The sequence below is a fragment of the Janthinobacterium woesei genome, from assembly GCF_051380875.1.
Lineage (GTDB): Bacteria > Pseudomonadota > Gammaproteobacteria > Burkholderiales > Burkholderiaceae_D > Janthinobacterium.
Genome location: NZ_JBNYXW010000003.1, coordinates 92,940 through 119,482 on the forward strand (window position 1 = coordinate 92,940; position 26,543 = coordinate 119,482).

Genomic DNA, 26,543 nt, shown 5'->3' on the forward strand with positions numbered 1-26,543 from the left:
TCGGCGCCATCGGTGGCGCGCGCACCTTGTGCCGGGCGCAACTTTCCCGTAGGCTAGGTGGCATGAAGCGACTCTTCCTTTGCCTGCTGGTGCTGTGTACCGTTGTCACCCCGGTCCCCGCCTCGGCGCAGGCGCAAACGCCCCGCCTGGACAAGCTCAAGGTCGACGTCAAGCGCATCGAGGTCGACGGGCAGCGCATGTATGAAGTCGATGCCAGCGGCAGCGTGCTGGCGCCGCCGGCGTCCGTCTGGAAGACCTTGACGACGTACGAGCGCATGAGTGAATTCGTGCCCGACCTGAATTCCTGCCGCGTGCTGTCGCGCAATGGCAATGAAGTCATCATCGAGCAGCAGGGCATGGCGCGCTTCCTGTTCATCAACCACCCTATCCACCTGGTGGTGCGGGCCATGGAAACGCCGCAGACGGCGATCGACATCGCCCTCATTTCCGGCGACATGCGCCACTATGAATCGCGCTGGAATCTGTATCCGGTGCCCGAGACGGGCGGCACGCGCATCGTCTTCAGCAGCCGGCTCATACCGGGTTTCTATGTTCCCGGCATGCTGGGCATGGCCATGATACGCGGCGATATCGAACGCATGATGGCGGCCGTGCTGGCGCGCATCGACAGCCAGCACGCCGAAAAATCCAGCTAAGAATCAAGCTAAGAATCAGGCCAGGACTTACGCCAGATACGTATCGCGGTCGCGAATCTCCGCGAAATTTTCCAGGTTGCCCAATTTCACCGTGACAGGGTTCAGGCTGGCCTGTGGCTGCATCGAACGCCAGGCGAATAGCCATTCCTGCTCAGGAGCTTCGGCGCGCGTCTTGGTGAAGGTGGCGCCCAGAGCGGCGCGCTGGCCATATTCGACGACGCCGTCGATGCCTGCCCAACTGGGCAGAGTGCGCTGCACGGCGCGGTGCAGGCGTTCGCCGAATTCTTCCGTATTGTGGATGATCAAGCAGGCGTCGGCCGGGGCGAACAAATCGAACAGTTTCTTGTCCCATGCCTGCGAAAAGCTGAGGGTCAGGCAATTGCCCGCCGGCATCAGGCGGAACTGGCCCAGGCTCAGCGCCAGTTCGAGTTCGCTGCGCTGGCCGTAGCGGTGCAGGGTGGGAGGGCGTTTGTAATCGTGCATGCTAGACTCGTTCTTAATGATAGGTAAAACCGGCGCGGCCCGCCGCCTAACGTGACGGGCGGATATGGCGCCGGATGCGCTGGGCCGTCGCGGCCAGGTAAATCTCGCGCAGCAAATAGGTGAAGCAGCCGATCAGGCAAACCACGGCCAGCACGAAAAACACGGCAATGTATTTATCCAGGGTCAGGTTCATGATATCGCCCAAAAACAGCATGGCGATGATGACGCAGACGAAGAAACCACAGGCCGTGCTGAGGGAAATCGAAATATTGATCAGATGGGTACGCTGATACAAGGTATCCAACTCATCCATATAGAAATCGTTGTAGCCGATGTCGAGCCGGTCTTCCAGCGTGCGCGTGCGGTCGATGATACGGCCCAGGCGGTTGGTCAGCACCACCAGCATGGTGCCGATACCTGTCAGCAGGAAAACCGGCGCGATCGCCAGTTGAATGATATGGCCGATGTCGCCGATCTGTATATTCATGGATAAAAAGTCGTGGGTTCACACCGGCGCCCGACTGCGGCGCAAGCACAGGCCATAGTGTAGCAGGTAGTGCATGCCGACCGGCCGCTTTGCCGCCAGGCATGTTTAGCCATCATGCGAAGCCGCGCCCCGGCACGAAACGCTCGGTGGCGCGCACCAGCGCCGAGGCGATGCCATGTTCCAGTGCGCCATGGCCCGCGTCGGGGATCATTTCCAGCTGCGCGCCGGGCCAAGCCTGGTGCAAGCGGTAGGCCGACAGCGGCGGGCAAATGGCGTCGTAGCGCCCCTGTACGATGACGGCCGGCAAATGCGCGATGCGCTCCATGTCGCGGATCAGCTGGTCTTCGTCCATGAAGCCCAGGTTGGCCATGTAATGCGATTCGAGCCGGCCCACGCCCAGGTCGAGCGCGTCGTTCGGCGCATCTTCTGGTTGCGGCATCAGGTACACGCGCCGGCCCTCGAAGCGGCTCCAGGCGCGCGCGGCCGGCCAGTATACGGCCGGGTCACTGCTGAGGATGCGTGTCACGTAGGCCGCCAGCAAGTCGCCCCGCTCTTCCACGGGAATCGGCGCGGCGAATTGCTCGTACAGTTCCGGATAAAACCAGCGCACGCCCTCGATGAACCAGTCGATTTCCGCCTGCGTGCACAAAAAGATGCCGCGCAGCACGAAACCCAGGCAAGCCCCGGGATGCGCCTGGCCATACGCCAGCGCCAGCGTCGAGCCCCACGAACCGCCAAACACCAGCCATTGCGCGATGCCGAACTGGGCGCGCAATTGCTCGATATCGGCAATCAGCAGCTGCGTCGTGTTGTTGCGCCATTCGCCCAGCGGCGTGGACTTGCCGGCGCCGCGCTGGTCGAACAGGATCACGCGGTAGCGCTGCGGGTCAAAAAAGCGGCGGTGCTGCGGTGACAGACCCGCACCGGGGCCGCCATGCAGGAACAGCACGGGAATGCCGTCGGGATTGCCGCACTCTTCCCAATAGATGGTGTGGACGTCATCGACCGCCAGCATGCCGTGCCGGGTCGGCGACAGGGCGGGAAACAGGGGCGACAGGGAATCTGGCATGGCGGTCCTCTAAACAGTCAGGGGGCCAGGCATGACGCGCCTGGCAACTGTTTCAATTATAGTGCGGCCCCGGCGACTCAGGAAAGCGGCAAGGGCAGGCGGTTCGACGACTTGATCTCGCGCATCGACAGGCTGGACTGGATTTCCGCCACGCCGGGCAGGCGGCGCAGCACGGTCGAGACGAATTCGCCATACGCTTCCAGGTCGCGCGCCACCACTTGCAGGAAATAATCGGCTTCGCCCGCCACATTGTGGCAGGACAAAATCTCGGGAATCGTGGCGATCGCCTGCTCGAACTGCGACGGCTGCTCGCCGCCGTGGTTGGCAAACACCACGCGCACGAACGCCACCAGGCCGATGCCCAGCTTCTTGCGGTTGAGCAAAGCCTGGTAGCCGGTGATAAATCCTTCTTCTTCCAAGCGGCGCAGGCGGCGCCAGACGGGCGTTTCGCTCAATTTCAAGCGCTCGGCCAGGCGCGCATTGGACAGCCGTCCCTCATCCTGCAACAGCCGGAGAATCTGTAAATCGGTGGCGTCGAGGCTTACTTCTGAAATTTTCATCTAATTTTTGTTTTTATACGAGTGGAATCTACCCGAATACTAAGACATACAGGGCAGGAAAAGCAAGCACATTTCACCAAGGCAAGAACATAATGGGGAACAGCGAGCATGCGGCAGCGTGCCATTGTTCCCGCCCTCACTTTTTGCCAGCTACCTGGCCGCGCCATGTCCGATTCTACCTTCCTGATGTACCTGCTGGCACTGGCTGGCGCCTTTTTATTACCAGGTCCCGATATGGCCCTGGTGCTGGCCACGGGCGCGGCACGCGGCGTGAGCACGGCGCTGGTGACGGCGCTGGGCATCGCCGGCGCGCGCGCCGTGCATGTGGCGCTGTCGGGCGCTGGCCTGGCGGCGCTGATGGTGACGCATCCGCAAGCCTTGCGTTGGGTCAAATGGGCGGGCGCCGCCTACCTGCTGTACCTGGCGGCGCGCCTGCTGCAGTCGGCATTCTCCAAAAACACGACGCCCGAGGCGCAGGCCCCGGCCACGGCGCACAGCGCCCGCGCCAGCCTGGTGCGCGGCTTCCTGACCAACCTGCTCAATCCGAAGGCACTGCTGTTTTGCAGCATGTTCCTGCCGCAATTCGTCGTCAGCAGCGAAAGTGTCGGCATGCAATACCTGCGCCTGGGCACCGTCCTGGTGCTGGTCGGCCTGCTGTTCGACGCCGCCTATGCCGTGCTGGCCGCGCGCCTGGCGCGCCGCCTGCGCGGCAAGCCCTCGCCTTACGGCAAGTTCGTGCTGCCCGGCGTCTTCGTCTTGCTGGCGGGGCGGCTGGTGCTGAGCTGATCAGTCAGTTGATCTGCCAGCTGATCTGACGGCTGCACTGTCGCCGCGTCGGCAAAGAAGGCGGGGTAATCCTTCAGCAATCCCTGTTCCAGCGCATTGACCTTGCGAAATTGCCGCAGCGTCGGCGCCAGCGCCCGCCCCGCATCCCAGCTGCGCCAGGCGTTGGGCGCATCAAATTGCGCATACAGGGCGTCGCCCAGGTCCTGGTACACGGCGGCCATGTGCGGCTTGGCTTGCAGCACTTGCAGATACAGCGCCGTCGCTTGCGGCCACTGCCCAAGCTTGGCGCGCAGATGTCCCTCGAACAAGGCCAATACGGGTTGCTGCATCCCGCTTTGCTGGCGCATGCCCTGCACCGTGGCCAGCGCGGCCGCGATACCCTCCCGATCCTTGGCCAGCAGCGCGCGCGTCAATAGGCGGATCGGCTCGCATTGCTGCATGGCCAGCTGTTGCTCGCGCGACAGCTTGTCGACCAGCGCGCCGGTGGAAAAATGGTCTTCCAGCATGCTCAAGAAGGCGTCGAATGGTTGATTTTCCGCAAAAAGCCGCTCCGCCTCGGCGCGCAGGGCGGGATGCGCCTGTGGCCCCAACGGCGGCAAGCGCGCCGCCTGCACCAGCACCCGCTCCAGCACGGGAGCACTGGCGTCCAGCGGACGGGGCCGGTACGCCGCCAGCGTATAGGTGGCGGGCGCGTCCATATTGAGCTGGCTGACGCGGAAGTGGCGCGTGACGCTGCCGCCCACCTGCTGGTAGTGCAGGGTGAACTCGGCGGGAATACGCTTGCCGCTTGCCAGCATGGCCAGCACCAGCGGATGGCCGCCCCAGGTATAGCGCACATACTGGGCAAACGCCCGCGCGTCGCCGTCGCTGACGGCCGTGCCCGCGATACCGAGACGCAGCAGGGGCTGCTGGTCCAGCGACCACAGCACGGCGCCATCGAGTACATTCGGCAGCAAAGGGCCGCGCCGCTTGGCTGCCAGCACCGACAGCGCCTGTTCTTCATACACTAGCGGCGCCGCATGCTGTTCCACGCCGCCCGCCTGATGCACTCCGGCGCTGCCCTGCCGGTGTCGCAGCTCGACGGCGCGCAAGCCGACGGCATCGAACAGCGAATAATTGGCATAGGTCGCTGCCGCCGTATCGATGACGTAGCGCCGGCGCGTGGCAAAGTCGAGCACCGTCATGCTCTTGCCATCGCCGATGCTGATGAAATGCGGGCCCAGCACAATGTCGCTCTCATCGCTGAGCGTAGCGGGCAAGCTGGTCTTTGCGCCGGGCTTGTTCACGCGCTCGGTGCTCACCGTGACGTGCAACGCGACAGCGGCCTCGGCGGCGGCAGACAGGAAAAGCACGGTGGCCAGGCTGGCGTAGCGCAAGGCAGGAGCAAGAGTCATGGGGGAAGGTGGCAGGGAAAACGCCGATTCTAAGGCAAGCGGCGCGATCGCTTTACTCGCCAGCATAAAAAAAGACAGCACGCGGCTGTCTTCTTGTTTTACCTCAACACCGATTACGACATGTGCTGGCCGCCGTTGATCGAGATGTTGGCACCCGTAACGAACGCCGCTTCATCCGAGGCCAGGTACGCGACCAGGCCAGCCACTTCTTCCGGCTTGCCCAGGCGCGCCATCGGAATTTGCGGGATGATTTTGCTGTCGAGCACTTCCTGCGGAATCGCCATGACCATCTTGGTGCCGATGTAGCCTGGCGAGATGGTGTTGACGGTGACGTTCTTGCGCGCCACTTCCAGCGCCAGCGACTTGGTAAAACCGTGCATGCCGGCTTTCGCTGCCGAATAGTTGGTCTGGCCGAAAGCGCCCTTCTGGCCATTCACGGACGAGATATTGATGATACGGCCCCAGCCGCGTTCGACCATGCCATCGCAGACGGGCTTGGTCATGTTGAAAACGGAATCGAGGTTGGTGCCCATCACGGCGTCCCAGTTCGGCTTGTCCATCTTCTTGAACGTCATGTCGCGCGTGATGCCGGCGTTATTCACCAGCACGTCAACGGGACCGATTTCCTTTTCCACGGCGGCCACGCAGGCAGCTGCCGAATCGTAGTCTGCCACGTCGCACGGAAACGCCTTGAAGTCATAGCCCATGTCCTTTGTCGTCGCCAGCCATTCCGCGACCTTCGGATTGCCAGGGGAATAAGTGGTCACCACGCGATAGCCCAACGCCGCCAGTTTGAAACAAACCGCTTCGCCAAGACCACCCATGCCACCAGTTACTAATGCAACTCTTGCCATTTTCATCCCCTCAGTGTCGTTTTATTGCTAAAAAGTTAATTATTTAATGAAAGTTGTCCCGTTCTGCCGAGTTACGACGGCAAACCACACCGCACCAAGCCATCGCGAACTGCGCGCGACAGCTTGGCTTCGGTGCTAGCGATTAATCCCGCTCAATCGCTAAAGCAACCCCCATGCCACCGCCGATGCACAGCGCGGCCAGGCCTTTCTTGGCGTCGCGGCGTATCATTTCGTGGATCAGGGTGACCAGGATGCGTGCGCCGGACGCGCCGATCGGGTGGCCGATGGCAATGGCGCCGCCGTTCACGTTGATCTTGCTGGTATCCCAGCCCATTTCCTTGTTGACAGCAATCGCCTGCGCGGCAAACGCTTCGTTGATTTCCATCAAGTCCAGCTCTTCATGCGTCCAGCCGGCTTTTTTCAGGCACAGGCGCGAAGCCGAGACCGGGCCCATGCCCATGACGGCCGGGTCCAGGCCCGACGACGCGTAAGCCTTGATGCGCGCCAGCGGCTTGAGACCCAGTTCCTTGGCGGCGGAGGCCGACATCATGATGACGGCGGCGGCGCCATCGTTCAGGCCGGAAGCATTGCCGGCCGTGACGGTACCGTCCTTGGCGAACGCAGGACGCAGGCTGGACAGCGATTCCAGGGTCGAGCCCGGTTTGATGTATTCGTCGCTGTCGAAGACGACCGTGCCTTTTTTATTCGCGATTTCCAGCGGCAGGATTTCATCCTTGAACTTGCCCGCTTTTTGTGCCGCTTCCGCCTTCAGTTGCGACTGCAGCGCGAACTCATCTTGCTCGGCGCGCGTCACTTCGTATTTCTTGGCCACGTTTTCTGCCGTGATGCCCATGTGGTACTGGTTGTACACGTCCCACAGGCCATCGACGATCATGGTGTCGATCATCTTGAAGTCGCCCATGCGGAAACCGTCGCGCGAGCCGTTCATCGCGTGCGGCGAGGCGCTCATGTTTTCCTGGCCGCCGGCGATGATGATGTTGGCGTCGCCGCACTTGATCGCTTGCGCCGCCAGATGCGTAGCCTTCAGGCCGCTACCGCACACTTTGTTGATGGTAAAGGCCGGGATGCTGCTCGGCAGGCCAGCCTTGATGACAGCCTGGCGCGCGGCGTTCTGGCCGACGGCAGCCGTCAGCACCTGGCCCAGGATCGCTTCGCCGATCAGGTTGGGGTCGATGCCGGTTTGTGCCAGCAAGCCCTTGATTACGTGCGCGCCCAGTTCGGACGCAGCAATCTTGGCCAGGCTGCCACCAAATTTGCCGACTGCGGTACGGCCGGCGGCCACGATTACGACATCATCCATTTATTTCTCCGATATGCTGGCCACAAAGGCCAAGGTCAAGGTGTTAATGAATCCAATGCATCCAATGAATCCGGGAAGACACAGCAGGCTGTGTTTCATTCTAGCGTGGCATGCGCCACAGTTCCAGCGCCGCACGGCAGGGGGCAAGGATGGCAGCCGGCCCTGCGATGGTGGCGGGCGGCCTGGCGCGGCGGATAGCCGCTGCCAGGACCGCAAGGCGCTTACGCCTGGCTTGCTGGACGCGTACTTTTATTTTTATCATACCCCTCATCGGCACCGCCGAAAGTGGTTTTTAGCAAATTATTGAGGGCAATAGTCAGGGGTAGCGGTGTTTGTTTGAACACCTGCAACAGCGCATGCAGTTTTTGACGCGATGCAGCAAACTCACCCTTTGTCACAGTATCGAATTTCTCCTGGGTTTCTTGCGCAACATTCTTTGCCTGGCGAGCATATGCCCCGATGCATTCGATGGCCAAATGCGGCTGCGCGCGCGACAGCTGCAGCAGCGCTTGCGGGTCTTTCACCGACAGCAACTGATTGCCCGCTACCGTAGCGGCGGCCAGCGCCGTGCGGACCGCTTCAAGCTGCAAATCGACCACGCTGGCACCGCTGTCGAAGATGGCCTGGGCAGTCGCTTGCGCGCTGATCAGCTGCGCATCGACCACGGCTTTGCCGGCCAGTGTCCATTGCTGGGAAAATGCAAACATGTCGTTCCTCTCCAGATTAACGGCGGTGCCATGTTGCACCGCACAGTACTCAACTGTAAGCGGCAGTTCATTGCTAAACCTTGATATATCTCAAGCTTTGCTGTTGCTTTGCTTCCAATACAACGCGGCTCAAGACAACAACTTGATACCATCGAGCGAAGCCGCGCACTGCTCGCGTATCACGCTGACGAAATCGCGCACATACGCCTTGTCCTGCAAATGCTCCGGCACGGAGACGTACAGGTCACTCCACAAGCCGTGCTCGCCCACCGGGCGCGCCACCACATAATCGTAATCGACGTAATTCTTGATGGCCCAGTTGGGCAAGGCGGCGATGCCGCGCCGGCTGGCCACCAGTTGCAGCACGGCCACGGTCAGTTCGGCCGTACGGCGCTCGAACGCAATACCAGCCGGGCGCAGCACTTCGCGGATCAAGTCGATGCGCTCTTCCGGCACCGGGTAGGTGATCAGGGTCTCGCCCGTAAAATCCTGCGCCGTGAGGCGGCGCTGGGCCTGCAAACGGTGCTTTTGCGCCATCACTACCAGCATTTCAAAGCGGAACAGGGGAAACACGGTGAAGTCGGGGCCATACGGCGAGCCGATCACCAGGTCCGCCTCGCCTGAGCGCAGCAATTCGGCCGGTTCGCTGTGAAAGCCCGACACCAGGTCGATCTCCACTTCTGGCCAGCGCTGGCGGAACGCATCCATCACCGGCATGAGCCAGTCAAAACAGGTATGGCATTCGAGCGCCACGCGCAATTGCCCCTTGTCACCCTGCGACAGGCGCACCATGTCGCGTTCGGCCAGCTCGATTTCGGGCAACAGCTTGTCGGCCAGGGCCAGCAGGCGGCTGCCCGTGGCCGTGAAGGCGATCGGCATCGACTTGCGCTCGAACAGGGGCGCCTGGTAGCGCTCTTCGAGCAGGCGGATCTGGTGCGACAGCGCCGACTGGGTCAGATTGAGCAGCTGCGCGGCGCGCACCAGGCTGCCGGAGGAACGCAGGGCACTCAGGGTGCGCAGGTGGCGGATTTCTAGCATCGGGCAAATGGGCTATCTACGTGAATTATTTTCATGCTATTCGGCAAAATGTTTCGTTTTGATTATAGAACAGATTGCCGCACACTCTAGCGCATCCATATTAAATCTAGATGACATCATGACCGTCCACACCCACATTCTTGGCTTTCCCCGTATCGGCGCCGCACGCGAACTCAAAGTAGCGCTGGAAGGCCACTGGCGCGGCGAGGTCTCCGAAGCGGCGCTGGAAGCGACGGGCAAGCAATTACGCGCACGCCACTGGGCGCTGCAAAAGGACGCCGGCCTCGACTATGTCACCGTGGGCGACTTCGCCTTTTATGACCAGATGGCCAACCATATCCAGTTGCTGGGCTGCGAACCGGCGCGCTTCAACTTTGACGCGCCGCAATCACCGCAATCGCCGCTGTCGCGCTATTTCAAGATGGCCCGCGGCGAAGACACGCACGCGGCGCACGCCGGCTGCACGCATGGCCACGCCAACGGCCACCATGACCACGATGCCAGCAATTACGCGCTGGAAATGACCAAGTGGTTTGACACGAATTATCATTACCTGGTGCCGGAATTTTCACCGCTGACGCGCTTTTCGCTGGACAGTTCCCGCCTGTTCGACGAAGTGGCCGAGGCGCAGGCGCTGGGCCACCAAGTCAAGGCGGCCCTGATCGGCCCCCTCACCTTCCTCTGGCTGGGCAAAGAAAAGACGCCCGGCTTCAACCGGCTTTCCCTGCTGGAACAATTGCTGCCGGTGTATGGCGCCCTGCTCGACCGCTTGAAGCAGCAAGGCGTTGCCTGGGTGCAAGTCGATGAACCGATCCTGGGCCTGGACTTGCCCAATGCCTGGCGCAGCGCCTTTGAAAGCACCTACTGGCAGCTGAACCAGGTGGGCATCAACATCCTGCTGGCGACGTATTTCTCGCCGCTGGAAGAAAACCTCAGCCTGACCTGCCGCCTGCCCGTGGCCGGCCTGCATGTAGACGGCATTCGCGCGCAGCATGAGCTGGTCAGCGTCACCGACTGGCTGCCCGCGCATAAAGTGCTGTCGATCGGCATCGTCGATGGGCGCAATATCTGGCGCACCGACCTCGACGCCGCCCTGGCCGTGCTGCAGCCGCTGGCGGCCAGGCGCAACGGCCACCTGTGGCTGGCGCCATCATGTTCCCTGCTGCATGCACCGTTCAGCCTGGCGGGCGAAACGGGCCTCGATGGCGAAATCAAGACCTGGCTGGCCTTCGCCACGGAAAAACTGACGGAATTGTCCTTGCTCAAGGCCGCACTGGAAAACCATCCCGACACCACCAGCCTGGCCATCTCGCGCCTGGCGATTGCCGGGCGCCGCGCCAGCCGCCGCGTGCACCGTCCCGCAGTGGCGCAGCGTTTGCAAACGCTGGCGCCCAGCGCCGACCGGCGCGCGTCAAGCTTCCCCCAGCGCCAGGCCATGCAGCGCGCGCGCCTGCAATTGCCCAATTTCCCAACGACAACCATCGGCTCCTTCCCGCAAACGACGGCCATCCGCGCCGCCCGCGCCAGGTATAAGCGGGGAGAACTGGCAACTGCCGAGTATGAAACGCAGATGCGCGCCGAAATCGCCCACGCCGTGGGCCGCCAGGAAGCGCTGGGCTTGGACGTGCTGGTGCATGGCGAGGCGGAACGCAACGACATGGTGGAATACTTCGGCGAGCAACTGGACGGTTTCATCTTCACGCGCCTGGGCTGGGTGCAGTCGTACGGCTCGCGCTGCGTCAAGCCGCCCATCATCTACGGCGACGTGCAGCGCCCGGCCGCCATGACGGTGGCGTGGACGGTGCACGCGCAAAGCCTGACGCAAAAACCCATGAAGGGCATGCTGACGGGGCCCATCACCATCCTGCAATGGTCGTTCGTGCGCGACGACCAGCCCCGCGCCAAAACGGCGCAGCAGATCGCCCTGGCCATCCGCGATGAGGTAGCCGACCTGGAAACGGCCGGCATCGGCATCATCCAGATCGACGAACCGGCCCTCCGCGAAGGCTTGCCGCTGCGCCGCAGCCAGTGGGACGCCTACCTGGACTGGGCCACGCGCGCCTTCCGCATCGCCGCCGCGGTGGTCAAGGACACGACGCAGATCCACACGCACATGTGTTATGCGCAGTTCAACGACATCCTGCCGCAGATCGCCGCTATGGATGCCGACGTCATCACGATTGAAACCAGCCGCTCCGACATGGAACTGCTGACGGGCTTTGGCCAGTTCCAGTACCCGAACGAGATCGGCCCCGGCGTGTACGACATCCACTCGCCGCGCATCCCCGCGACGCTCGACATGGTGAGATTGCTGCAAAAAGCCAGCGCCGTGATTCCGCCCGCCAACCTGTGGGTCAATCCCGATTGCGGCTTGAAGACGCGGAACTGGGCGGAAACGGAAGCGGCCTTGAAGAATATGGTCGACGCTGCGCGCCAGATGCGCGTGGCATAATAAAAAATACAACGTATGACGGGGCTATACAACGCCTAACAAAACCGTAGCGAGCGGAAGTGAGGCTCGGCGCCCCCGTTGGCTCGAGAAGCGCAACTGTACGAAGGTACGGGGACGCCGAGTCAGTGAGCATCGCAGACCGTAAATCACGACGCGCAGTAGGTTTTGATAGGCGTACTCAAGCCGCATGCAGGGCTGCTTTCAGGGCGGCGCACCGGTTTTCCGGGGCGCCGCCCTTATTTTTTACCGTGAAGCAACAGTTGCTCTGCGGAATAGCACGCGCCAAGCCCCTGACGCTGATTTTTTTACAGTAGAATGCAAGAAATTTACTGCTTCCCATTGTTGCCGCATGGAACATACGGCCTGCCGCAGTTTCACTTTGATAAATGTTTATGTCCAAAAGCCCGTCGCAGAAGCCTATCGAAATCAAGATTTCCACCGTCGTCGCTGTCTCCGCCATCATGCATAGCGCCGATACGCAGGCACTCGATGCCGCCTTGCGCGACATGACGGGAGGCGTGGCCGACTTTTTCGAGGATGACCTGGCCGTGCTGGACGTGGCCGCCTTGCCGCCAGGCAGCGTGCCCGTCGACTGGGCCGCGCTGGTGGCCCTGCTGAAAAAATACCGTTTGAATGCCGTGGCCGTGCGCAATGCGGCGCCCGAGATGCATGAAGCCATCCTGGCGCAAGGCTTGAGCCTGGACAGCGGCAAGACGCGCGACGATGCGCCGCCCAAGGATTCCCCAACAACCGCCGCCCAGGCCGGTGCCGAAGTGCAAGCGATGGTGGTCGACACGCCCGTGCGGGCCGGCCAGCGCATTTATGCGCGCGGCTGCGACCTGATCATCACGGCCGTCGTCAACAATGGCGCCGAAATCATCGCCGACGGCAGCATCCACGTGTATTCCTCGCTGTATGGCCGCGCGCTGGCCGGCGCCTCGGGCAATGCCCAGGCGCGCATCTTCGCGCTGGCCATGGAACCGGAGCTGGTGTCGATTGCCGGTGTGTACCGCACGTTTGAAGATGGTTTCCCCGCGGAAATGGCACGCGGACCCGCGCAAATTCGTTTGGCTGGTGACAGAATCGATATACACTCTGTCAATCCGGTCACTCCCGTGAACCGCTCTTAAGCTGCACAATTCAAGAGATATCTGAAAAGGATTATTTGTGGCAAGAATTATTGTTGTGACGTCCGGCAAGGGCGGTGTCGGCAAGACGACCTCTAGCGCCAGTTTTTCCACTGGCCTGGCCATGCGCGGCCACAAGACAGCCGTGCTCGACTTCGACGTGGGCCTGCGCAACCTCGACCTGATCATGGGTTGCGAGCGCCGCGTCGTGTATGACCTGATCAATGTGATCAATAAAGAGGCCACGCTGAACCAGGCCTTGATCAAGGACAAGCACTGCGACAACCTGTTCATCCTGCCGGCCTCGCAAACGCGCGACAAGGATGCCTTGTCGGAAGAAGGCGTGGAACGCGTACTGAACGACCTGATCAACATGGGCTTCGAATTCATCATCTGCGATTCGCCGGCCGGCATCGAGCATGGCGCGCTGATGGCGTTGACGTTCGCCGATGAAGCCATCATCGTCACCAACCCGGAAGTGTCGTCGGTGCGCGATTCGGACCGCATCCTGGGCATTTTGCAAGCCAAGTCGCGCCGCGCGCAGACGGGCGGCGAGCCGGTCAAGGAACATCTGCTGATCACCCGCTACTCGCCGAAACGCGTGGAATCGGACGAAATGCTGTCCTACCAGGACGTGCAGGAAATCCTGCGCATCCCGCTGGTGGGCGTCATTCCGGAATCGGAGCAGGTGCTGGCCGCCTCGAACCAGGGCAATCCCGCCATCCATTTCAAGGGGACGGACGTGGCGCAAGCCTATGAAGACGTGGTCTCGCGTTTCCTCGGCGAAGATGTCGAACTGCGCTTTACCAACTATGAAAAACCTGGATTACTCCAGCGTATTTTTGGGGCGAAGTGATATGGCCTTGCTTTCTTTCCTGTTCCCCCCCAAGCCGAAGACGGCGACCGCAGCCAAGGAACGCCTGCAGATCATTATCGCCCGCGAACGCAACGGACGCAGTGGTCCGGACTTCCTGCCCGCCCTGCACAAGGAATTGATTGCCGTCATTTCCAAGTACACCAAGGTCAACGCCGACGATATCAAGATCTCGCTGGACCGCCAGGGTAACCTGGAAGTGCTCGACGTCAACGTCGTCTTGCCGGACGCATAGACCAGGCCAGGCAACAGAGGCTGTCAATAACAGTACTATAATCAAAGGGTTGACATGCAGTCAGCCCTTTTAACGTTGGGCCAGATCTTTTATTACCTCGACGAAACCAACTAATGATGCACTGGAGATAACATTGAAAATCGAACGGATCACTCTCCAGAATTTCCGTTGTTTTGAAAATGTGTGCCTCACTTTCGATCCCCAGCTGACCGTAATCGTCGCGCTCAATGGCCAAGGTAAATCCTCCTTGCTCGATGCCATCAAGATTGCCTTATGGCCGTATCTTGCGGGTTTTGACCTGGGCAGCATGTCGCTCGACACCACCGGCATACAGATCGACGACGTGTTTCGCGAAAAACTGGCAGCGCATCAGATGGAATGGCGCTTGCCTTGCATTATTGATTCGTATGGCAATATCGAGCCGATGGTCCATGACGCAGATCGGACTGATTTGGAATGGCATGGAAAACGTTTCCGCGACAGCGTCAAAAGATCCAGTAAAACAAAAAACAATGCTTTCTCCGATGCAATAGTCCTGTATGGCCATGCGCAAGCGCTGGAAAGACGCGTCTTTGACAATGGTCAGGTTGAAGAAGACGAACTGCCCATGCTGGGTTATTACGGCACAGGCCGCTTATGGAGCCAGAAGAAACTGGCCGGCAAATCGAATAAAGTGGACCAGGCCTCGTTTTCACGCACTTGGGCCTATCGCGATTGCCTGGCCCCCTCATCTAGCTATACGGATTTCGCCCAGTGGTACACGCGGGTATTCAAGGCACTCAGGGATGCCCAGATCCGCAATATTGAGAAGAACCTTGGACCCGATGCGGAAATCGCCGACGACCTGCTTGCACCGGTACGTGTGGTCCAGCAGGCCATCGATGCAATTTTAGAAACGCATACAGGCTGGCATTGGCTGGAATATAGTGCTGAACACGACGATCTGGTATTGGAGCATGCCGATCAAGGCAAACTGAAGGTCAACCAGCTCAGCGATGGCATACGCAACATGCTGGCGCTCGTCGGCGACATTGCCTACCGCTGCTATAAACTCAATACCCACCATGGCGACAAGGCGGCCTTGTTGACGCATGGCATTGTCATGATTGATGAAGTAGACATGCACCTGCATCCTGCATGGCAACAGACCGTATTGCCAGATTTGCAAAAGGCATTCCCGAATATCCAGTTCATCGTGACCACGCACAGCCCTCAAGTGCTGAGCAGCGTCGATGCGCACTGCATACGCCGCCTGGATTGGGAACTGGACGAAGAAAGCGGACGCAAGCGCATGGTGGTCAATACCATCGATCAACAAACCATGGGCGTGGCCAGCTCGGACGTACTGGCCAATGTGATGGGAATCAACCCTATTCCCGATGTCGAGCCGGCGCGCCAACTCAGCCACTACATGGCACTGATCCAGCAGAATTTGCATGACAAGCCTGGTGGCACAGCGTTACGTGCCGAACTGAGCGCCCATTTTGGCGCCGACCATCCAAAGATGCTTGAGTGCGACCGCCTCATACGCCTGCAAGCCTTTAAACGAAAACTGCCTTTGCGCGAGATCGGAGATGCATAAACTGCAACGCGGTGCAGCGCCAGCGTGCCTGTCTGCATACCGGCATGGTCGCAACAATTGGAAGGCCGTCACTGCCGAAAATAAGCATGAAATATGGGAAAAATTAAATGACATGCAACATCAGCGCTGCGCCTATTGTGAAAATACCTTAAATACTGACAAGAGGCATATCGAGCACTTTCGTCAAAAGGGGCGCGATCCGAAAGTGACCTTTCTCTGGACGAATCTTTTTGGCTCTTGCAATCAACCGAGCAACTGCGGCAAACACAAGGATGAACTGCCACCTTACAATCCTGCTGACCTGATCAAGCCAGACGAGGAAGACCCCGAGCACTTTTTCTTGTTCATCAACGACGGCAGCGTGGCGGTGCGCGAAGGATTGAATTCCGTGGATAAAAATCGCGCGCAGGAAACCATCCGCATTTTCAATCTCAATGGCGCCTTGCGTGAAATCCGGCGCAGCGCCATCGCCGGCTATGTCGACTTGGGAATGGAATTTATGCAGATAGTGGAGTCTGGTGATTTGACACGCGAGCAATGCGCCGAATTATATAAAGACGAGCTGGCCGCGACAGCGTATCTGCCATTTTCGACGGCCATCAGGCACACGTTGATGCCAGCATAGAGGAATCAGCTTTGACTCGGCCTGACCGTGAGCAACTCTTGCGCCACCGCGGCGCAGGCATTCACGTGCTGGTTGCCGATCTGGCGAAACACCGCATAGCCGATCGCTGCCGCCACCGCCTGGCCGGCAAACGGCACGAAGCGCGCCACTTGCTTGGTGGCAATTTTGACGCCACTGCGCTTGAGCAGTTGGAGGATCAGCTCGCGCGACACCAGTTTTCCTACCAGCATGCCGCCCATGCCCACCGCCGCGCGGTAAGCCATCATCTTGAACTGCGGGTTGAGGCGCTCGATCTGCTCGGGCGTCAGGCCGAATTCGTGGTTGATATCGTTGATCAGCATGGAAAACAGGCCCACGTCGGACATCAGGTCGATGCCCGGGATGGGAATGGCCGAAGCGCCGGCCGACATCATCGCGCGCCGCTGCACCAGGCGCCGGCAACGCTCGCGCGCTTGCTCGATGTCGGCACGACTGGCCGGTATCAGGGTCCAATCGGGAGTGCTCTTGTCTGTCATTGCCGTTTCTCCGCGGTGAGGGTGTAGCGCCAAGTGTAGCTTAAAGGACTGACCTGCCGATTTCACTGGACACAGTTGCAATCTCTGTTATATTTCACTTGAGCATTCCTTAACATTACGATAAGCAGAGCAGACCGTCTGTTTGTTGCTACACATTCCAGCCAATTATGCGAATTGCCGTACTCGATAGCGACCATAGTCAGGCAGAACTGATCTGCCAGGTGCTCACGGCCGCCGGCCATGCTTGCCACGAGTTCCAAAGTGGCAAGGAAATGCTGGGGCAATTGCGCAAGGACAGTTGCGACATGCTCATCCTCGACTGGCATGTCAGCGACCTGGATGGTGCCGAAGTGCTGCGCCGTGCACGCGAGAAACTGGCGCCCAAGGCACCCGTGTTGTTCATGACCAACAGCTCCGGCGAAGACGACGTGGTGGCGGGCATGACGGCCGGCGCCGACGACTACATGATCAAGCCCCTGCGGCGCAGTGAACTGACCTTGCGTACCCAGGCTCTGCTGCGTGTGGCGTATCCGGCGCAGAATGGCGCAGAACAATTGCAATTCGGGCACTACACATTTGAAACCCGCCCAGGCCGCCTGCTCAGGGATGGCGTGGTGCTCGATGTCACGCACAAGGAATTCGCCCTGGCGCTGCTGTTTTTCCGCAACCTGGGCCGGCCCCTGTCGCGCGCCTACATTCACGAAGCCGTGTGGCAGCGCGATACGGCCCTGCCCTCGCGCACCATGGATACCCACGTCTCGCGCGTACGCAACAAGCTGCAGCTGAAACCCGAACACGGCTACCGCCTGGTACCCGTCTACAGTTATGGTTATCGCCTGGAAAAACTGGGAGGGTGACAGGCACGCGCCAGGGCACAAACAGCCGGGCTGCTCAAAGATCGGGCACAAAGCGCTATAATGTAGGCATAAAAATTCCCAACAGCCCTGAAATGCAACTGCTCGCCGTCGGCCTCAACCACACCACCGCCCCAGTGTCGCTCCGCGAACAGCTGGCGTTTGCGCCTGAGCATCTGGGCCAGGCGGTGATAGCGGCGCGCACCTGGTTCCAGCGCATCGACTTGCGCGACAATGACGAAGCGGCCATCCTCTCGACCTGCAACCGCACTGAGCTGTACGCGGCCAGCCATGTGCCGAACCCGCTCGACGCGGGCGCGCACTTCCTGGCCGACTATCACAAGCTGAACTACAGCGAGCTGCGCCCCCACTTGTATATGCTGCCACAGCACGATGCCGTGCGCCACACCTTCCGCGTTGCCTCCGGGCTCGATTCGATGGTGCTGGGCGAAACGCAGATCCTGGGGCAGATCAAGGATGCCATCCGCACGGCCGACGAGGCGGGCGGCCTGGGCACGTATCTGCACCAGTTGTTCCAGCGCAGCTTTTCCGTTGCCAAGGAAGTGCGCAGCAGCACGGAAATCGGCGCCCACAGCGTCTCCATGGCGGCCGCCGCCGTGCGCCTGTCGCAGCGCATCTTCGACAAGATTGCCGAGCAGAACGTGCTGTTCATCGGCGCCGGCGAAATGATCGAGCTGTGCGCCACACACTTTGCCGCGCAAAACCCGAAAAGCATCACCATTGCCAACCGCACCATGGAACGGGGCGAGGAACTCGCGCACCGCTTCAATGGCAAGGCCATCCGCCTGGCGGACCTGCCGGAGCACCTGCACCGGTTCGACATTGTCATCTCGTGCACGGCATCGTCCTTGCCGTTGCTGGGCCTGGGCCTGGTCGAGCGCGCCATCAAGGCACGCCGCCACAAGCCCATGTTCATGGTCGACCTGGCCGTGCCGCGCGATATCGAAGCGGAAGTGGGCCGCCTGAACGACGTCTTCCTGTACACGGTCGACGACCTGGGCAAGGTCGTGCAGACGGGCCTGGAAAGCCGCCAGGCAGCCGTGGCGCAAGCCGAAGCGATCATCGAGACGCGCGTGCAGTCCTTCATGAGCTGGATCGATGACCGCGCCATGGTGCCCGTCATCCAGAACTTGCATGAAAGCAGCGAAGCGCTGCGCCTGATAGAAGTGGAACGGGCGCGCAAGATGCTGGCCAAGGGCGCCGATATCGACGCGGTGCTCGAAGCGCTGTCGAAAGGCTTGACGGCCAAATTCCTGCACGGCCCGCAACAGGCACTGCACCAAGCGCAAGGCGACGAGCGCAAGCAGCTGGCCACCCTGCTGCCGAAACTGTTCCGCCCCCGCCGTTAGCGCAGCCCCGCTGGCCGCCCGTGCGGCCGCCCCTTGTCCGCCTGCCGGGCCTGCCGTACCACCCTCACACTCTTTTACCGCGAATCGCTATGAAACCATCCATGCTGGCCAAACTCGATCAACTGGCGAACCGCCTGGTCGAACTCGACGAACTGTTGATGCACCCCGACGCCACGTCGAATATGGACAGTTACCGCAAGATGACGCGCGAGCACGCCGAACTGGGCCCGCTGGTGGCGCTGTACCGCTCCTACCAGGAAGCGAACAATGATATTGCGGCAGCGCAAGAAATGCTGGCCGACCCGGACATGAAGGAATTTGCCCAGGAAGAGATCGAGGCGGCGAAAGCCACCATGGCGCGCTTGGAACGCGAATTGCAAACCATGCTGTTGCCGAAGGACGTCAACGACGAGCGCAATATCTTCCTGGAAATTCGCGCCGGCACGGGCGGCGACGAGTCGGCCCTGTTCGCGGGCGACTTGCTGCGCATGTACACGCGCTTTGCCGAACGCAACCGCTGGCAGGTGGAACTGGTATCGGCCTCCGACTCCGACCTTGGCGGCTACCGCGAGGTCATCGTGCGCGTGGTGGGCAATGGCGCCTATTCCAAGCTGAAATTCGAATCGGGCGGCCACCGCGTGCAGCGCGTGCCGGCCACGGAAACGCAGGGCCGCATCCACACCTCGGCCTGCACGGTGGCCGTGATGCCCGAAGCGGACGAGGTGGAAGACGTCAACATCAACCCGGCCGACCTGCGCATCGACACCTACCGCGCCTCGGGCGCCGGCGGACAGCACATCAACAAGACAGACTCGGCCGTGCGCCTCACCCACTTGCCGACCGGCATCGTTGTCGAATGCCAGGATGACCGCAGCCAGCACAAGAACAAGGCGCAGGCACTGAAAGTGCTGGCCGCGCGTATCAAGGACGTGCAGTTGCGCGAGCAGCAGTCGAAGGAAGCGGCCACGCGCAAGAGCCTGATCGGCTCTGGCGACCGCAGCGAGCGCATCCGTACATATAACTTCCCGCAAGGGCGGTTGACGGACCACCGCATCAATCTGACCCTGTACAAGCTGGACTTCATCATGGATGGTGATTTGACGGACCTGACGAATGCCTTGGCAGCAGAGCACCAGGCCGAATTGTTGGCGGCGCTGGGCGATTAAAAATCGTCCAGCCATATCAAAGGTTTAAGTAGCTGCTAAGCAATAAAAAACAGCCCTTGTGCGAGAATGCGTAACTCACCCATCCACCTCACCGTGTCGCCCATGAAAAATTCACGCACCGTCCTCCTGTTGATCGCCGCCCTGTGTTTCCTGATGCTGGGCGTGGCCATGTATTTGCAGCATGCCATGCACATGGCGCCCTGTCCGCTGTGCGTGATCCAGCGCTACCTGTTCCTCGCCATCGCCATCGCCTGCCTGGCTGGCGCCGCCGCCAAGCGGCCGCAGATCGGCGCCGGCATCGGTCTGCTGGCGGCCCTGGGTGGCCTGGGCGTCGGCGCCAAGCATCTGTATGTGCTGGCCCATCCCGGCTTCTCCTGCGGCATCGACCCGGTGGAAACGGTGCTGAACAAGATTTTCACGGCCCAATTCATGCCGTTCATGTTTGAATCGTACGGCGCCTGCGAAAATGCCGGCGAGCCGTTTTTCGGCCTGTCGATACCGCAATGGGCATTTGCCTGGTTCGCCATTTTTGCCATCGGCCTGCTGTGGACTATGCTGCGCCGCAAGAAATAATTGAAAGAACCATGCCAGAAACATTGATACCCGCCGGCAGCACTGTCGGCGCCCTGCAAATCCGTCCGCTGCTCGACCCGCTCGACAACCGCATCTTGCTGGGCCACGCGCTGGGCCTGTCGCGCGTGTCGCTGATCACACAATCGGAGCGAGCACTCACTAGCGATGAAGCCGAACGTCTATCAGCGCTTCTGACACGCCGCCTGCAGGGTGAACCGATTGCCTATATCGTCGGCCAGCGCGAATTCTTCGGTTTGCCCTTCGAAGTGAACGACGCCGTGCTGATCCCCCGTCCCGATACGGAAGTGCTGGTGGAACTGGCACTCGACCGCCTGCCGCCGGGCGGGCGCGTGCTCGACATGGGCACCGGCAGCGGCGCCATCGCCGTCGCGCTGGCGCATACGCGGCCCGACGCCGTCGTCACGGCCCTGGACGTCAGCAGTGCGGCGCTGGCCGTGGCGCGCCGCAACGCCAGCGCCAATGGCGTCAACATCACCTTCATGGCCAGCGACTGGTTCGAAGCGCTGGGCACGGAAAAGTTTGACCTGATCGTCTCGAATCCACCGTACATCGCCAGCGGCGACCGCCACCTGGGCGAAGGCGACTTGCGCTTCGAGCCGGCCGGCGCGCTGACCGACCATGCCGATGGCTTGTCGGCCCTGCGCAGCATCGTCGCCGGTGCCGCGCGCCATCTGGCGGCGGGTGCCTGGCTGCTGATGGAACACGGCTATGACCAGGCGCAATCCGTGCGCGCCTTGCTGGCCGATGCCGGCTACGCCAAAGTACAAAGCTGGCGCGACCTGGCCGGCATCGAAAGAGTCAGCGGCGCCCGCCTGGGCTGAGCCCCTTCCTGTGCGCGCCGCTTGATCCAGCGACGCGCCAAATGCCCCGCAGTTTGTTAAACTATCAAGCCAATTCCTGACCGAAGCGCTGCCCTTGTTGCCCGGGGCAAACGCTGGCGAGGCGGCGTTTTTTGGGCCGGTGCCGACGCATTTGCCAATTTTCGGTTAATCTCAGCACAAATTATTTATCTGCTGCACAAGAAAGGAAGCTCAAATTGCCCAACCTGTTGACTCGCCGCCTGGCATTGCTGACCGAAGATGCCAACCGCGCGCTGCTGGGTGGCTTGCGCGGTATCGAGCGTGAAACCCTGCGCGTCGACCACGCCGGCCATCTGGCTTCCACGCCCCACCCCGCCGCCCTGGGCTCGGCGCTGACGCACCCCGAGATCACCACCGACTACGCCGAAGCGCTGCTGGAATTCATCACGCCGGCCGAAGCCGACATCGCCACCACCTTGGCCAAGCTGGACACGGTGCACCGCCACGCCTACAGCCGCCTCGGCGACGAGTTGCTGTGGAGCCAGTCGATGCCTTGCCAGCTGCCGCCGGAAGCGGAAATCGAGATCGCCAACTATGGCAGCTCGAACATGGGCATGCTCAAGCATGTCTACCGGCGCGGCTTGGCCTTGCGTTATGGCAAAGCCATGCAATGCATCGCCGGCATCCATTACAACTATTCGCTCGACGAGCAGCTGTGGCAAGTGCTGGCAAGCAATACCGCTACCAACACCAGCCCGGCGCAGGCGGCGGCCTCGGCCAAGGACGTGCAGTCGGAAAGCTACCTGGCAACGATACGCAATTTCCGCCGCTACAGCTGGCTGCTGATGTATCTGTTCGGCGCCTCGCCAGCCCTGTCCGCCGGTTTCCTGCGCGGACGCGCACACAAGCTCGACACGCTGTCCGACGACACCCTGTTCCTGCCGTATGCCACCAGCCTGCGCATGAGCGACCTGGGCTACCAGAACGATGCCCAGTCCGGCCTGCGTCCGCATGAAAACAGTCTCGACGACTACGTGAATGCGCTGACGCACGCGGTCAACGACCCGTATGCGCCCTATGCAGCGCTGGGCACGAAGAAGGATGGCGAGTGGATACAGCTCTCCACGAACGTGCTGCAGATCGAAAATGAATACTATTCGACCATCCGCCCGAAGCGCGTTATCCGCATGGGCGAGCGCCCGATCCAGGCCCTGTGCCTGCGCGGCGTGCAATACATCGAAGTGCGCTGCATGGATGTCGACCCGTTCGAACCGGTGGGCATCAGCCTGGAAACGGGCCGCTTCCTCGACGCCTTTTTGCTGTTCTGTGCGCTCGACAACAGCGCGCCCATCTCGGCCGAAGAAAGCGCCTGCTACACGAATAACTTTGCCCGCACCGTGAAGGAAGGCCGCACGCCGGGCCTGACCCTGCGCCGCGACGGCGAAGCCATCACCCTGCAAGCCTGGGGCGAAGAGTTGCTTTCGCGCATCGCGCCCGTGGCAGCCCTGCTCGACGCGCGCCACGGCAGCACGGTCCATGCGGACAGCCTGGCGGCGCAGGCAGCCAAGCTGGCCGATCCGGACACGACGCCGTCGGCCAGGGTCCTGGCCGAGCTGCGCGCCAACGGCGGCTCGTTTGCCGCCTTCGGCCTGCGCCAGAGCGAGCGTCACGCCGCCTACTTCCGCGCGCATCCGCCGACGCCAGGGCAAAGCGCGTATTTCGACCAATTGGCGGCCAGCTCGCTGGCCGAGCAGCGCGCCATGGAAGCGGCACCGGCGGGCAGCTTCGACGATTTCGTCGCCGCCTACCGCGCCAGCACCCTGTGCTCGCACACCTGAGCCTGACCTTCCTCGACACGCCCCCATGCTGACCTTCTACAATGAATTGCACGGCCAGCATAGGGGCCGCTTCGAATGGTTCCGCGGCGAGATGGTGCCCTGCTTCGAGACGCCGGAACGGGCCGACATGGTGGTGGCCGAACTGGGACGGCGCAACCTGGGCCGCATCGTCACGCCGCATGGCGTGCCGCTCACTTCCCTGGAGCGCATCCACACGCCGCGTTACCTGCATTTCCTGCGCCACGCCTGGCAGGACTGGCTGGCGCTCGCCCCCGACAACGCGGGCAAGGATGCACTGCCCTCTGTGTGGCCTGTGCGCACTTTGCGCCACGATATCGAACCGGATAATTTCACGGCCAAGCTGGGCTTGTACTCGATGGACAATGGCACGCCGCTGACCAGCGGCACGTGGACGGCGGCCAAGACGGGCGCCGACTGCGCCGTCAACGCGGCGCACGCGCTGCGCCTGGGCGAGCGGGCCACGTTTGCCCTGACACGTCCACCGGGCCACCATGCGGGCAGCGATTTTTTTGGCGGCTACTGCTACCTGAACAACGCAGCCCTGGCAGCGCAGCATTTGCTCGACGATGGCGCGCGCAAGGTGGCCATCCTGGATATCGACTACCACCACGGCAACGGCACGCAGAGCATTTTCTACCAGCGCGACGACGTGCTGTTCGCCTCCATCCACGCCGACCCGCGCAATGAATATCCGTTTTACCTGGGCCATGCCGATGAAACGGGCAGCGGCGCGGGCACCGGCTACAACGTCAACTTGCCGCTGCCGGCCGGCAGTTCCACGGCCAACTGGTTCGCGGCGCTGGAAACGGCGTGCCTGCGCATCAATATGTACGCGCCCGACGCGCTGGTGGTGTCCTTGGGCGTCGATACCTATATTGGTGATCCCCTGTCGCACTTCGCCCTGCAAAGCGGCGACTATCTGCGCGTGGGCGAACGCCTGGCCCACCTGGACCTGCCCACCGCCTTCATTCTCGAAGGGGGCTATGCCGTCAAGGAGCTGGGCATCAATGTCGTGAATGTACTTGAAGGCTTCGAGACGGCCGATTAGGCGCTACATATTCCTGAACAGCGCCATGAACGGCTGGCTCACGGCCAGCGTTTCCGGGCGCGTTTTCAGGCGCAGGGTGCCGCGCCCCACCTCGTCGCGCGTGACCGACGCCACCGCCTTCATGTTGACGATGGTGGAGCGGTGGATCTGTTTGAAGATGGCCGGGTCGAGCACGTCGAGCAGTTCGCGAATCGGTTTGCGCAGCAGCGCCTCGCCTTGCGCCGTCATGACGGCCGTATACTTGGTATCGGACTGGAAATAGGCGATGTCTTCCACCATGATCAGGCGCGTATCCTTGCCGCTGCTGGCCGTCAGCCACACCAGCGGCGGCGACTTGGCCGCCGCCGGCAAAACCCCGCTCAGCTGCTGCAGCAGGCCGGCCAGCGCGCTGTCATTCGCCTTCGCCTTGCCGGCGCGCGCCTGCACGCGCTGCAAGGTGGCCTGCAGGCGCTCGCGGGCGATGGGTTTCAATAAATAATCGACGGCGCCCTTGTCGAACGCGTCGATCGCATACTGGTCGTAGGCTGTGACGAAAACGATTTGCGTGGCCGGACTCGCGTCCAGCGCGCCGGCCGCCACTTCCAGTCCCGTCAAGCCCGGCATGCGGATATCCAGGAAGGCGATATCGGGCCGCAAGGTGGCGATGGCGTCGAGCGCCGTACCGCCGTCATCGCAGGCGGCAGCGATGCGCAGGTCCGGCCACAGTTCGCCCAGCAAGTCCACCAGCGCCTCGCGCAGCAGGCTCTCGTCTTCGGCGATGACACAGCTCATCTCAGGCTTATCCATACGATGCTCCTTGCGCCGTGCTGTCGGGCACCGTGATGGTGGCCGTCACGCCGTCGGGGAAATTGGCGACGATGGCAAAGGCGGCGGCCGCGCCGTAGGTCAGGCGCAGGCGTTCGCGCACATTGCGCAGGCCGATACCCGTGCCGGCGCCGTCGTCGCTGAAGCCCTTGCCATCGTCGGCCACCGTGACGATCACCGTGCCGTTGCCGCTGCGCGCCATGATCCAGATGGTGCCGCCGCCGCTTTTCGGCTCCAGGCCATGCTTGATGGCGTTTTCCACCAGGGTTTGCAGCATCATCGGCGGCAGTTCCACCTGGCGCAGGTATTGCGGTACCTCAATTTGCAGGTTCAAACGGTTGCCCATGCGGATTTTCAGGATATCGAGGTAGGCGCTCGCCCGCTCCAGTTCCGTGCCCAGGGTCGACATGGCTTGCTCCGTGCGCGGCAGCGAGTGGCGCAGGTACAAGATCAGATTGCCCAGCATCTCGTCGGCACGCACCGGGTCGCTGCGCGTCAGCAGCTGCGCGCTGGCCAGGGTGTTGTACAGGAAGTGCGGCTCCACCTGTGCATGCAGCAAGCTCAGTTTGGCCACCGTGAGTTCCTTTTCCGTCACCGTCTGGCGCGCCTCGGCCTGTTCGCCGCGGCGGCGCTGCGCCACGCGGCGCGTGATGGCCCGCGTCACCGCTTCCGCATTTTCCAGGTTGCTGCCATGGTCGACCAGGAACCAGTCGGTCCAGGCATTGCGCGCCGGTTCGCAGATCAGGGTCACGCTGCCCGCTTCGCCATTCGGCGTGACGGTGGCGAGGATCTGGTTCGGTCGCGGTTCGAGGAAAGCGAACATACGCATGCGCGGCAAGCCCGACTGCGTGTACGGCGCCGCGCGGCGCACGCGGGCCTGCACTTGCAGGCTGTCGCGCGCACTTTCAACCATTTCGCTGCCCGGCAATTCACGGATGGCGGCGTCGACCATGTCGAACGCTTCGCCCGCCTCGAACGGGATCTCGATCTGACGCCGCTGGCGACTCGACAGGGTACTGGCGTTGACGGCGCCGGCGATCAGGCGCACGCGGCGCACATGCGAAAACGCATTCGTGATGACGGCGCAGGCCAGCAGCGCGCCGACGATGACAAAGAAGCCTTCGGTATGCCCGAAGACATCGGGCAGGAAATTCTCGACCAGGATGGCCATGGCGATGATGTAGGTGAGCATCGTGGCCAAGGTGAGACGGAGGATAAAAAAGAGGCTGGTCATGATTTTTCCCTGAGTAGTAACATGGGCCGAGCATAACAATCGGCGCCAG

27 protein-coding genes are annotated in these 26,543 nt (G+C 61.6%); 15 read left to right on the forward strand and 12 right to left on the reverse strand.

Annotation, left to right across the window (positions count from 1 at the left end):
• The first annotated feature begins 62 nt into the window (after positions 1–62).
• Positions 63–656, forward strand: a complete 594-nt coding sequence (locus tag ACQ4W6_RS03715; RefSeq protein WP_436565840.1) for an SRPBCC family protein — start codon at positions 63–65, stop codon at positions 654–656.
• Positions 657–683: 27 nt separating this feature from the next.
• On the opposite strand, the gene ACQ4W6_RS03720 is transcribed toward ACQ4W6_RS03715, so the two are convergent.
• The 4 genes from ACQ4W6_RS03720 to ACQ4W6_RS03735 form a co-directional block, all read right to left on the reverse strand.
• On the reverse strand, positions 684–1,139 hold the full coding sequence (locus tag ACQ4W6_RS03720) for a hypothetical protein (protein WP_436565841.1): 456 nt from the start codon (positions 1,137–1,139) through the stop codon (positions 684–686).
• Positions 1,140–1,185: 46 nt separating this feature from the next.
• Entirely contained in the window at positions 1,186–1,626 is a 441-nt protein-coding gene (locus tag ACQ4W6_RS03725; protein ID WP_436565842.1) for a DUF2721 domain-containing protein, read from the reverse strand.
• A 112-nt stretch (positions 1,627–1,738) separates the two neighbouring features.
• Positions 1,739–2,695 (reverse strand): prolyl aminopeptidase, encoded by a 957-nt coding sequence (pip, locus tag ACQ4W6_RS03730; protein WP_436565843.1) that lies wholly within the window; start codon positions 2,693–2,695, stop codon positions 1,739–1,741.
• A 77-nt stretch (positions 2,696–2,772) separates the two neighbouring features.
• Positions 2,773–3,255, reverse strand: coding sequence for an Lrp/AsnC family transcriptional regulator (locus ACQ4W6_RS03735; protein ID WP_436565844.1), 483 nt, complete (start codon positions 3,253–3,255; stop codon positions 2,773–2,775).
• Between the two features lie 165 nt (positions 3,256–3,420).
• Here ACQ4W6_RS03735 and ACQ4W6_RS03740 point away from each other — a divergent pair, with 165 nt between their 5' ends.
• Positions 3,421–4,041 (forward strand): LysE family translocator, encoded by a 621-nt coding sequence (locus tag ACQ4W6_RS03740; RefSeq protein WP_436565845.1) that lies wholly within the window; start codon positions 3,421–3,423, stop codon positions 4,039–4,041.
• On the opposite strand, the gene ACQ4W6_RS03745 is transcribed toward ACQ4W6_RS03740, so the two are convergent.
• The 5 genes from ACQ4W6_RS03745 to ACQ4W6_RS03765 form a co-directional block, all read right to left on the reverse strand.
• Positions 3,978–5,435 carry a tetratricopeptide repeat protein gene (locus tag ACQ4W6_RS03745; protein ID WP_436565846.1) on the reverse strand — a complete coding sequence of 486 codons (1,458 nt, stop codon included), beginning with the start codon at positions 5,433–5,435 and terminating at the stop codon, positions 3,978–3,980. The two genes, ACQ4W6_RS03740 and ACQ4W6_RS03745, sit on opposite strands and share 64 nt — an antisense overlap.
• A 113-nt stretch (positions 5,436–5,548) precedes the next feature.
• Positions 5,549–6,289, reverse strand: coding sequence for an acetoacetyl-CoA reductase (gene phbB / locus ACQ4W6_RS03750; protein WP_436565847.1), 741 nt, complete (start codon positions 6,287–6,289; stop codon positions 5,549–5,551).
• 142 nt (positions 6,290–6,431) lie between these two features.
• Positions 6,432–7,610 carry an acetyl-CoA C-acetyltransferase gene (locus tag ACQ4W6_RS03755; RefSeq protein WP_436565848.1) on the reverse strand — a complete coding sequence of 393 codons (1,179 nt, stop codon included), beginning with the start codon at positions 7,608–7,610 and terminating at the stop codon, positions 6,432–6,434.
• Between the two features lie 221 nt (positions 7,611–7,831).
• Positions 7,832–8,356: a phasin family protein gene (locus ACQ4W6_RS03760; protein WP_436565849.1), complete on the reverse strand. Its 525-nt coding sequence runs from the start codon at positions 8,354–8,356 to the stop codon at positions 7,832–7,834.
• 90 nt (positions 8,357–8,446) lie between these two features.
• Positions 8,447–9,355 carry a LysR family transcriptional regulator gene (locus ACQ4W6_RS03765; RefSeq protein WP_436565850.1) on the reverse strand — a complete coding sequence of 303 codons (909 nt, stop codon included), beginning with the start codon at positions 9,353–9,355 and terminating at the stop codon, positions 8,447–8,449.
• 118 nt (positions 9,356–9,473) lie between these two features.
• On the opposite strand from ACQ4W6_RS03765, the gene metE reads away from it, so the two are divergent.
• The 6 genes from metE to ptuB all read left to right on the forward strand — a co-directional run bounded on the left by metE (position 9,474) and on the right by ptuB (position 16,250).
• The gene (gene metE, locus ACQ4W6_RS03770; protein ID WP_436565851.1) at positions 9,474–11,807 is read left to right on the forward strand and encodes a 5-methyltetrahydropteroyltriglutamate--homocysteine S-methyltransferase; all 2,334 of its coding nucleotides are present in this window, start codon (positions 9,474–9,476) and stop codon (positions 11,805–11,807) included.
• Between the two features lie 392 nt (positions 11,808–12,199).
• Positions 12,200–12,937, forward strand: a complete 738-nt coding sequence (minC, locus tag ACQ4W6_RS03775; protein ID WP_436565852.1) for a septum site-determining protein MinC — start codon at positions 12,200–12,202, stop codon at positions 12,935–12,937.
• A gap of 37 nt (positions 12,938–12,974) precedes the next feature.
• Positions 12,975–13,790, forward strand: coding sequence for a septum site-determining protein MinD (minD, locus tag ACQ4W6_RS03780; protein WP_436565853.1), 816 nt, complete (start codon positions 12,975–12,977; stop codon positions 13,788–13,790).
• A gap of 1 nt (position 13,791) precedes the next feature.
• Complete coding sequence (minE, locus tag ACQ4W6_RS03785; RefSeq protein ID WP_436565854.1) at positions 13,792–14,043, forward strand: cell division topological specificity factor MinE; 252 nt, start codon at positions 13,792–13,794, stop codon at positions 14,041–14,043.
• 133 nt (positions 14,044–14,176) lie between these two features.
• The gene (locus ACQ4W6_RS03790; protein ID WP_436565855.1) at positions 14,177–15,625 is read left to right on the forward strand and encodes an AAA family ATPase; all 1,449 of its coding nucleotides are present in this window, start codon (positions 14,177–14,179) and stop codon (positions 15,623–15,625) included.
• Entirely contained in the window at positions 15,618–16,250 is a 633-nt protein-coding gene (gene ptuB / locus ACQ4W6_RS03795; protein ID WP_436565856.1) for a retron Ec78 anti-phage system effector HNH endonuclease PtuB, read from the forward strand. The genes ACQ4W6_RS03790 and ptuB overlap by 8 nt, the downstream gene beginning before the upstream one ends.
• Positions 16,251–16,255: 5 nt before the next feature.
• Here the strand turns inward: ptuB and ACQ4W6_RS03800 are convergent, their stop codons facing one another.
• The gene (locus tag ACQ4W6_RS03800; protein ID WP_436565857.1) at positions 16,256–16,765 is read right to left on the reverse strand and encodes a hypothetical protein; all 510 of its coding nucleotides are present in this window, start codon (positions 16,763–16,765) and stop codon (positions 16,256–16,258) included.
• Between the two features lie 167 nt (positions 16,766–16,932).
• Between ACQ4W6_RS03800 and ACQ4W6_RS03805 the strand changes: the two genes are divergently transcribed.
• The 7 genes from ACQ4W6_RS03805 (at position 16,933) to ACQ4W6_RS03835 (ending at position 24,456) form a co-directional block, all read left to right on the forward strand.
• A complete protein-coding gene (locus tag ACQ4W6_RS03805) occupies positions 16,933–17,622 on the forward strand; it encodes a response regulator transcription factor (RefSeq protein ID WP_436565858.1) in 690 nt (229 codons plus the stop codon).
• 92 nt (positions 17,623–17,714) lie between these two features.
• Positions 17,715–18,989, forward strand: coding sequence for a glutamyl-tRNA reductase (hemA, locus tag ACQ4W6_RS03810; RefSeq protein WP_436565859.1), 1,275 nt, complete (start codon positions 17,715–17,717; stop codon positions 18,987–18,989).
• An 89-nt stretch (positions 18,990–19,078) separates the two neighbouring features.
• On the forward strand, positions 19,079–20,155 hold the full coding sequence (gene prfA / locus ACQ4W6_RS03815) for a peptide chain release factor 1 (RefSeq protein ID WP_436565860.1): 1,077 nt from the start codon (positions 19,079–19,081) through the stop codon (positions 20,153–20,155).
• Between the two features lie 102 nt (positions 20,156–20,257).
• Positions 20,258–20,728 (forward strand): disulfide bond formation protein B, encoded by a 471-nt coding sequence (locus tag ACQ4W6_RS03820; protein WP_436565861.1) that lies wholly within the window; start codon positions 20,258–20,260, stop codon positions 20,726–20,728.
• Positions 20,729–20,739: 11 nt separating this feature from the next.
• Positions 20,740–21,570 (forward strand): peptide chain release factor N(5)-glutamine methyltransferase, encoded by an 831-nt coding sequence (gene prmC, locus ACQ4W6_RS03825; RefSeq protein ID WP_436565862.1) that lies wholly within the window; start codon positions 20,740–20,742, stop codon positions 21,568–21,570.
• 215 nt (positions 21,571–21,785) lie between these two features.
• The gene (gene gshA / locus ACQ4W6_RS03830; RefSeq protein WP_436565863.1) at positions 21,786–23,387 is read left to right on the forward strand and encodes a glutamate--cysteine ligase; all 1,602 of its coding nucleotides are present in this window, start codon (positions 21,786–21,788) and stop codon (positions 23,385–23,387) included.
• 25 nt (positions 23,388–23,412) lie between these two features.
• On the forward strand, positions 23,413–24,456 hold the full coding sequence (locus tag ACQ4W6_RS03835) for a histone deacetylase family protein (RefSeq protein WP_436565864.1): 1,044 nt from the start codon (positions 23,413–23,415) through the stop codon (positions 24,454–24,456).
• A gap of 3 nt (positions 24,457–24,459) precedes the next feature.
• Here ACQ4W6_RS03835 and ACQ4W6_RS03840 read toward each other — a convergent pair whose 3' ends face one another.
• Complete coding sequence (locus tag ACQ4W6_RS03840) at positions 24,460–25,242, reverse strand: LytR/AlgR family response regulator transcription factor (protein ID WP_436565865.1); 783 nt, start codon at positions 25,240–25,242, stop codon at positions 24,460–24,462.
• Positions 25,235–26,494 carry a histidine kinase gene (locus ACQ4W6_RS03845; RefSeq protein ID WP_436565866.1) on the reverse strand — a complete coding sequence of 420 codons (1,260 nt, stop codon included), beginning with the start codon at positions 26,492–26,494 and terminating at the stop codon, positions 25,235–25,237. The genes ACQ4W6_RS03840 and ACQ4W6_RS03845 overlap by 8 nt, the downstream gene beginning before the upstream one ends.
• Between the last annotated feature and the right edge of the window lie 49 nt (positions 26,495–26,543).